Consider the following 6,920-nt stretch of genomic DNA (forward strand, 5'->3'; position numbering starts at 1 on the left):
AGGAATGACCATGAATCGCCGGATACAACGTGGCGTCGTGAAAATAGGGGGGGCCAGAGGCAATGTTTTCCTCTCCCTCCTCCAGGAGATAAGGGAACGGATGGAGCGTGGCGAACAGTGGATCCTCGCCCACGGGGCCAGTTCCATGATGGAGGACCTTTCCCGGGCCGCCGGGACGGAACCCCTCTATGTCACAAGCCCCGGAGGGTTCAGAAGCCGTTTCGTGAACGAAGGGGAACTGGCCCTCTTCGAGGCCGCCTGCTGCCGCTTTTCCGTCCAACTTGCGGGAACCCTGGGGAAAATGGGAATCCATGCCGTTCCTCTTTACCCGCCTGCTTCGAAGGGCGCGGCGGCGAAACGGAAGGACGCCCTCCGCTCGGTGGAGGACGGGAAGGTCCGCATTCTGCGGGGGAACTACAGCGGTTCCATCGTATCCTTCGATCCCGGGGACATCCATGCCGTATGGGAAAGGGGCGGCCTGCCCCTCCTTCCTCCCCTCGCGGCGGACGAATCGGAGAGCGGACGGATTCTCAACGTGGACGGCGACCGCCTCGCAGCAGCAGCAGCAGCAGCCGTGGGAGCGGATGTCCTGGCCATCCTGAGCAACGTGCCGGGACTGCTCCGGGATCCGGGGGATCCGGCGTCGAAAATCGACGAGGGGAGCCTGGACGGATGGGACGACCTGGAAAACTGCGCCCAGGGGAACATGAAGCGGAAGCTCCTGGCCGCCAGGGAAGCCCTTGAAGGGGGCGCCGGGGCCGTCGTGATAGCCGACAGCCGGGCGCCGTTGCCGGTGGAATCGGGCCTGTCCGGAGGAGGAACCCTGCTGTGTCGGGGATCTATGGCAGCCGCGGGCTGACGGTCGTTTCCGGAGCGGGAGCCGCCGTCCGGGACGACCGGGGAAGAGTGTACCTGGACTTCTACTGCGGGAGCGGCGCGGCCCTCTTCGGCCACTGCCATCCGGTGCTCGTGGAGGCCCTGCGAAAAGCTGCGGAATTACCGTGGACGGTGGGACCGGGAATGGGCTCTCCGGCCAGGGATGCCTTCCGGCAGCGCCTTTCGGAGGAACTCCCGGGCCGGGCCGTCTTTTTCTGCAACAGCGGAGCCGAATCGGTGGAGGCGGCCCTCAAGCTGGCCATCTCCCTCCGTCCGGGCAGGAAAAAGGTGCTTGCCCTGCGGCGGGCCTTCCATGGCCGGACGCTGGGGGCCCTTTCCCTCACTTTCAACCCCCAGTACCGGAAGGACTGGACCCGTATTCTCGCCCCGGTGACCCACGTCAGGCCCGAGGAGCTCCCCGGCGCGGTGGACGGGGATACGGCGGCGGTCTTCGTGGAGCCCGTCCAGGGAGAGGGTGGAGTCTATCCTCTTGCCCCGGAACTGGGCACCAGGATAACGGAAGCCTGCCGGGATGCGGGGGCCCTGCTCGTCTGCGACGAAATCCAGAGCGGGTGGGGGCGGTGCGGCGATTTTACCGCCTCTTCCGGCGCGGGCCTCGATCCGGACATACTCTGCTTCGCCAAGGGAGTCGCAGGAGGCCTGCCGGCGGGACTGACCCTGTGGAAACAGGAGCTGGGAGATTTTCCCCCATCGGGACACGGCTCCACCTACGGAGGCAACCCCCTCGCCGCGGCGCTGGGGGACGCTTCACTGAAGTTGCTGAAGGACGAAGGGTACCCCGCGAAGGCAGAGGCCATGGGAGCCTATTTCCGGGGCCTCCTTTCGGAAATCGGCTCTCCCCTCATCACCGATGTCCGGGGACGGGGGCTCCTCAACGGCGTGGAACTTCGGGGAAAGGCCGTTCCCGTGGTGAAGCGCCTGCAGGAAAAAGGACTCCTGGCCCTCCCCGCCGGGCCGTCGGTGGTCCGGTTCCTTGCCCCCTTCACAGCGGAGAAGGAAGATTTCGACCGGGCGGCGGCCCTCTTTGCCGAAACCCTGCAGGAGGGAGCGGAATGACTGCCCTGGTGACCGTTTTTTCCCGGCTTGTATCCATCCCGAGCACGAGCGGCCGGGAGGAAGCTGCCTGCTCCTACCTCGCGGGCGTACTGCCCTCCCTCGGGTGGGAGCGGGTCGAGACGGACGGCGCGGGGAGCGTGGTGGCCAGGCGGGGCCGGGGCCCGAGGGAGCTGGTGCTCCTGGGGCATATCGACACCGTGCCCGGAGGCCCGGAACACCGCCTTGAAGGGGACGTTCTCTGGGGACGGGGAACAGTGGATGCCAAGGGGCCCCTGTGCGCCTTCGCCGCCTCCGGCGGACGGGTATCCCTCCCCGGGGACTGGACCGTCACCCTTGTGGCGGCCACCGGGGAGGAGGCCGACTCCCGGGGCGCCCTCCACCGGATTCCCAGGCATCGCCCCGCCGCCTGCATCATCGGGGAACCCTCCGGGACGGACGGTGTGACCATCGGCTATCGGGGCAGCCTCCGGGCGGTGCTGGCAGCCTCCGACGGAGGGGCCCACAGGAGCGGCAATGCGGGACCCATTACGGGAGTCCTGCGGTGCGCCGCCGACATCCTGGACCTGGTGGACAGCCTGGACGATCCGGCGCTGCCGGTTATCCGCCGCCCCTCCGGCGCCGTGGTTTCCATGGAAGGAACGGAAAAGGGGGAACGATCCGGAACGGCGGAGCTCGACATCCGCCTTCCCGAAGGCAGCCGTCCCGAGGAGTGGATGGAGTTCCTCCGGGCAGCCGCAGGAAGGCGGGGGGTGTCCATAACGTTCCGGGGCGTGACGCCGCCCCACGTGGAAGACAAAAACAACCCCGTGGCCCGGGCGCTCCGCCTGGCCATACGGAAAAACGGAAATACTCCCCGGGTCCTTGCCAAAGGGGGCACCGCCGACTTCAACCTCGCGTCGGCGTGGAACTGCCCCATGGCGGCCTACGGACCCGGCGACAGCAAACTGGACCACACGTCCGAGGAGCGCATCCCCCTCGCCGATTTTCATGCCTCCGTGGCGGTCCTCGACCAAGCTCTTCCGCTCATACTGGCGGGATAGAAAAAACCGGAGGGAGGGACTTTCTTCCCTCCCTCCGGTTCAGCTGTGCGACAAAGGCGGATCAGAAGACGGCGTAGTCCGCATCCTTCGGGTCGGCGATGAACATATGCCCCGGGGCGTGGGTGATGCAGAAGGGGGGCTTCACCGCCATGATGGCGGCCTGGGGCGTGCAGCCGCAGGCCCAGAAGACGGGCACCTCCCCCGGGTTGATGTCCACCGGGTCGCCCATGTCGGGCTTGTTCACGTCGGCTATGCCGATGAGGGACGGGTCGCCGATGTGGACAGGAGCCCCGTGGACCGCCGGGAAGCGTCCCGTGCACAGGACCGCCTTGGGCACCTGGGCGGCGGGGATGGGACGCATGCTCACCACCATGGGGCCCTTCAGGGCTCCGGCGGGAGCGCACTGGATGTTGGTGATGTACATGGGGACGTTTCGGTTCTGTTCGATGTGACGCACCGGAATGCCTGCCTCGAGCAGGGCCCCCTCGAAGGAGAAGGAGCACCCCAGGAGGAAGCCCACCAGGTCGTTCCTCCAGTACTTCTTCACGTCAGTAGGTTCCTCGACGCATTCGCCGTTCACCCAGACCCGGTATCGGGGCAGGTCCGTGGAGAGATCGGCTCCCGGGGCCACGATCTTCGGCTCGGGATTTCCCGGCTCGGTGACGTCGAGGATGGGGCAGGGCTTCGGGTTCCTCTGGGCGAAGACGAGGAAATCATAGGCCAGGTCTTTGGGCAGGATCACCAGGTTCCCCTGGACGTGCCCCTTGCACATGCCCGGCGTGGGAAGGGTCCACTTTCCCTCCCGGATCATCTGCCGGACTTCCCTGGGCGAAACGCCGGCGTAATCGAAGGCCTTCATCCCTTCAGCACCTCTCGTATTTTTCTCACTTCCACCCCGTTTGCCTCAAGGGTTTTCCGGATATGACGGGCCATCTCCACCGCCGCCGGGTTGTCGCCGTGGAGGCAGATGGAATGAGCCGTGAGATGAATGTCCTTTCCTCCCGCAGAGCGGATGACCCCCTCCTTCACGAGGCGCACCATGCGCTCCCCCGCTTCCTTCAGGTCGTGGACGAAGGCACCGGGCTTGCTTCTCGGGACGAGGGAGCCGTCGTCCATGTACCCCCGGTCCGCGAAGGCCTCGGCGGCATACAGGACGCCCGCTTCGGCGGCGGCCTGCTCGAAGAGAGAGTTGGCCAGGCCGAGAAGAATGATGTTTCCGCCCGCGTCCTTCGTCGCCTGGGCGATGGCCTTCGCCAGGGCAAGATCCTTGGCCGCCTGGTTGTAAAGGGCCCCGTGGGCCTTGACGTGTTCGAGGGGCACTCCCTGGGCTGCGCAGACCGCCTGGAGGGCGCCTATCTGGTAGAGGGTATAGGCATAGGCTTCGTCAGGGGTGACGGCCATGGTGCGCCGCCCGAACCCCTGGAGATCGGGGTGCCCGGGGTGGGCTCCCACGGCCACGCCGGCGGCCTTGGCCGCCTTCACCGTTTTGATCATCACTTCCGCGTCTCCCGCATGGAAACCGCAGGCCACGTTGGCGGAACAGACACTTTCCATTACCTCGGCGTCCATGCCCATTTTCCACGGGCCGAAGCTCTCGCCGAGGTCGCTGTTCAGGTCAATTCTTGACATCATTCCACCTCCCGGATCTCTTCCCACGAAATTCTGTGTTCTTCGCCGTCCACCCGGATCAGCGCCTCACCCCGGAACGGATGGGCCCCCTCGTCCGCCGCTTCCGGGGCGACCTCCTTTGGAGCGGACCGCCACAGGGCTCTCAGGCGGCGCATCTCGTCCCTTTTTCCCGCCTCTTCCCGGGCGAGGGCCAGGGCATCGTCCAGGGATATTTTCTGAAAGCGGACCTTCTGCCCCGGAAGCCGCTGTGACAGGGCGGCGATGTCCACCGAGCAGACCACGCCGATCTTTGCGTACCCTCCCGTGGTCTGCCTGTCGGCGAGCATGACGATGGGCTGCCTGTGGCCCGGCACCTGCACCGCGCCGAGGGGGACGGCATCGGAGATGATGTCCGCCCCGCCGGCGTGTTCGATTTCGGGACCGTCCAAGCGGTATCCCATCCTGTCGGCGCTGTTGGAGACCGAGTATTCCGACCCGTAAAAGGTTTCTTTTCCTTTGTCGGTGAAGAGATCGTCCTGGGGGCCGGGAACGACCCGGAGGGGAGCGTCGGGTGAATAGGCCGGCCGGAGCCCCTCCGGGCACACGAGCCCTTCGCACCTTCTCCACAGGGGCAGGGGTTCGCCGCAGCGGACGCTGTCTCCCTTTTTCAGGGCACGGCCCTGAAAACCCCCCACCAGGGCCCTGGTATAGGTGGACCTGCTCTCCATGACTACGGGGACATCGATTCCGCCGGAAAAACAGAGGTAAGCCCGGCATCCGGACCTGGGACCCGAAAAGGAGAGAGTGTCCCCTACCTTTACTGCCAGGGCTGCCCACAGAGGGGCGGGCCGGCCGTTGACCTGGAAGCCGAGGTCCGCCCCCGTCACCGCAACGATCCCCTCCCCTTCCGCCACGAAGAGGGTGGGCCCGAGGAGAGTCACCTCGAGGGCCGCATCGTTCTCATCGTTGCCCGCGAGAATATTTCCCAGCCTGAAAGCATGAAGGTCCATTGCCCCCGCTACAGGCATTCCTTTCCCCTGGTAGCCCCATCTGCCGCTGTCCTGAACGGTGGTAAACATGCCGGGAAGCCGGCATTCCAAAACAAGGGCACTCATGAGGGCGCCACCTCTTCCTCGAAAATTTCCGGACGGTAGCCCCCTTCTTTGGATGCCGCTTCAATCTCGTCGAACTCGGCCTTGTCTATGGGACGGAACCGTATCCACATGCCCGCCTCGAGAAAAATGGGCGGATCCCTGTCGGGGTCGAACAGCCGCATGGGCGTCCTGCCGATGATTCTCCACCCTCCGGGGCTCGCTATGGAATAGATGCCGGTCTGCTTTCCTCCGATGGCCACCGCCCCGGCGGGGATGACCTCCCGGGGGTTCTTCAGCCGGGGCGTTTCAAGAGCCGGGTCCATGCCGCCAAGGTACGGGAACCCCGGAGTAAACCCCAGCATGTAACAGTAGCATTCCCGGCCGGAATGGCGCCGTATCACTTCTTCCGCCGGGAAACCTGTATGTTCGGCCACATCGTCGAGATCGGGGCCCCATTCTCCCCCGTAGAGGGTGGGAACCACGATGGTCCGCCGTTTTTCATGGCCCGCAGCCGGCCCTTCTTTCCCGCACAGATCCTCCAGCCTTGAGTAGAGCCGTTTCACATCCGTCGCCACCGGGTCGAAGTACACCGCCAGGGAGCGATACGTGGGAACGGCATCAAGTACTCCGGGAAAACCGAGCCTCATGACGGCGTTCCCGAGGGCGGCCGCCCGGGAGTTTATCTCCATGTCGATGGAATCGCCGAATTCCGCCACCACGCATCCGTCACCGGCCGTCAGGATTCTCGGATATTTTTTCCCCTCCACTCGAACACCTCCTCCGATCCTGTATATCCCGCCGCTACTGGAACAGTTTCACTATTCCGGCGAAGGAATTGAAGCCCATCCAGGCCGTGAAGACCACGATGACCCATCCGAGAGCGGTCATCCACATGGGGTGGAGGTAATCCTTCACCACTTCCTTCTTATAGGCGGCAAGAAGCACGCAGCTCAGGGACAGAGGAAGAATGAGGCCGTTGAGGGATCCGGCCACAATAAGAAGCCTCACGGGACGGCCGATAAGCGTCAGGATGGACGTGGAGGCGATGATGAACCCGATGATCCAGAACCGGTAGTACTTGTCAACCACGCCGAACAGCCCTAAATCCGCAGGTTCGTTCCCCAAGAGAAGAGACAGGTCCCCGGACGGGGAAGTGAACCCTTTTCGTTTCCCCGTCCCTATGGTTTTTTCTCCTTTTCAGGCGGTTGAAGCTCTTTTTCCCGTT

At 64.9% G+C, this 6,920-nt stretch carries 8 protein-coding genes; 3 read left to right on the top strand and 5 right to left on the bottom strand.

The features are described 5' to 3' along the window. The first annotated feature begins 10 nt into the window (after positions 1-10). The 3 genes from JMJ95_RS09255 to JMJ95_RS09265 are packed head-to-tail and all read left to right on the top strand — an operon-like array spanning position 11 to position 2,993. Entirely contained in the window at positions 11-859 is an 849-nt protein-coding gene (locus tag JMJ95_RS09255) for a uridylate kinase (RefSeq protein WP_290684741.1), read from the top strand. Continuing rightward, the gene (locus JMJ95_RS09260) at positions 829-1,953 is read left to right on the top strand and encodes an aminotransferase class III-fold pyridoxal phosphate-dependent enzyme (protein ID WP_290684742.1); all 1,125 of its coding nucleotides are present in this window, start codon (positions 829-831) and stop codon (positions 1,951-1,953) included. The genes JMJ95_RS09255 and JMJ95_RS09260 overlap by 31 nt, the downstream gene beginning before the upstream one ends. Further along, on the top strand, positions 1,950-2,993 hold the full coding sequence (locus JMJ95_RS09265; RefSeq protein ID WP_290684743.1) for a M20/M25/M40 family metallo-hydrolase: 1,044 nt from the start codon (positions 1,950-1,952) through the stop codon (positions 2,991-2,993). The genes JMJ95_RS09260 and JMJ95_RS09265 overlap by 4 nt, the downstream gene beginning before the upstream one ends. Positions 2,994-3,054: 61 nt before the next feature. On the opposite strand, the gene JMJ95_RS09270 is transcribed toward JMJ95_RS09265, so the two are convergent. From JMJ95_RS09270 to JMJ95_RS09290, 5 genes are read right to left on the bottom strand one after another with little or no spacing between them, the layout of a single operon-like run. Then, on the bottom strand, positions 3,055-3,852 hold the full coding sequence (locus tag JMJ95_RS09270) for a putative hydro-lyase (protein WP_290684745.1): 798 nt from the start codon (positions 3,850-3,852) through the stop codon (positions 3,055-3,057). Beyond that, positions 3,849-4,622: a 5-oxoprolinase subunit PxpA gene (locus JMJ95_RS09275; RefSeq protein ID WP_290684746.1), complete on the bottom strand. Its 774-nt coding sequence runs from the start codon at positions 4,620-4,622 to the stop codon at positions 3,849-3,851. The genes JMJ95_RS09270 and JMJ95_RS09275 overlap by 4 nt, the downstream gene beginning before the upstream one ends. Continuing rightward, entirely contained in the window at positions 4,622-5,716 is a 1,095-nt protein-coding gene (locus tag JMJ95_RS09280; RefSeq protein ID WP_290684748.1) for a biotin-dependent carboxyltransferase family protein, read from the bottom strand. Before JMJ95_RS09280 ends, JMJ95_RS09275 begins: the two co-directional genes overlap by 1 nt. After that, positions 5,713-6,462 carry a 5-oxoprolinase subunit PxpB gene (gene pxpB / locus JMJ95_RS09285; RefSeq protein ID WP_290684750.1) on the bottom strand — a complete coding sequence of 250 codons (750 nt, stop codon included), beginning with the start codon at positions 6,460-6,462 and terminating at the stop codon, positions 5,713-5,715. Before pxpB ends, JMJ95_RS09280 begins: the two co-directional genes overlap by 4 nt. A 34-nt stretch (positions 6,463-6,496) precedes the next feature. Further along, complete coding sequence (locus tag JMJ95_RS09290) at positions 6,497-6,820, bottom strand: hypothetical protein (RefSeq protein ID WP_290684752.1); 324 nt, start codon at positions 6,818-6,820, stop codon at positions 6,497-6,499. Between the last annotated feature and the right edge of the window lie 100 nt (positions 6,821-6,920).

The sequence above is a fragment of the Aminivibrio sp. genome, from assembly GCF_016756745.1.
In the GTDB taxonomy this organism is placed as follows: Bacteria; Synergistota; Synergistia; order Synergistales; family Aminobacteriaceae; genus Aminivibrio.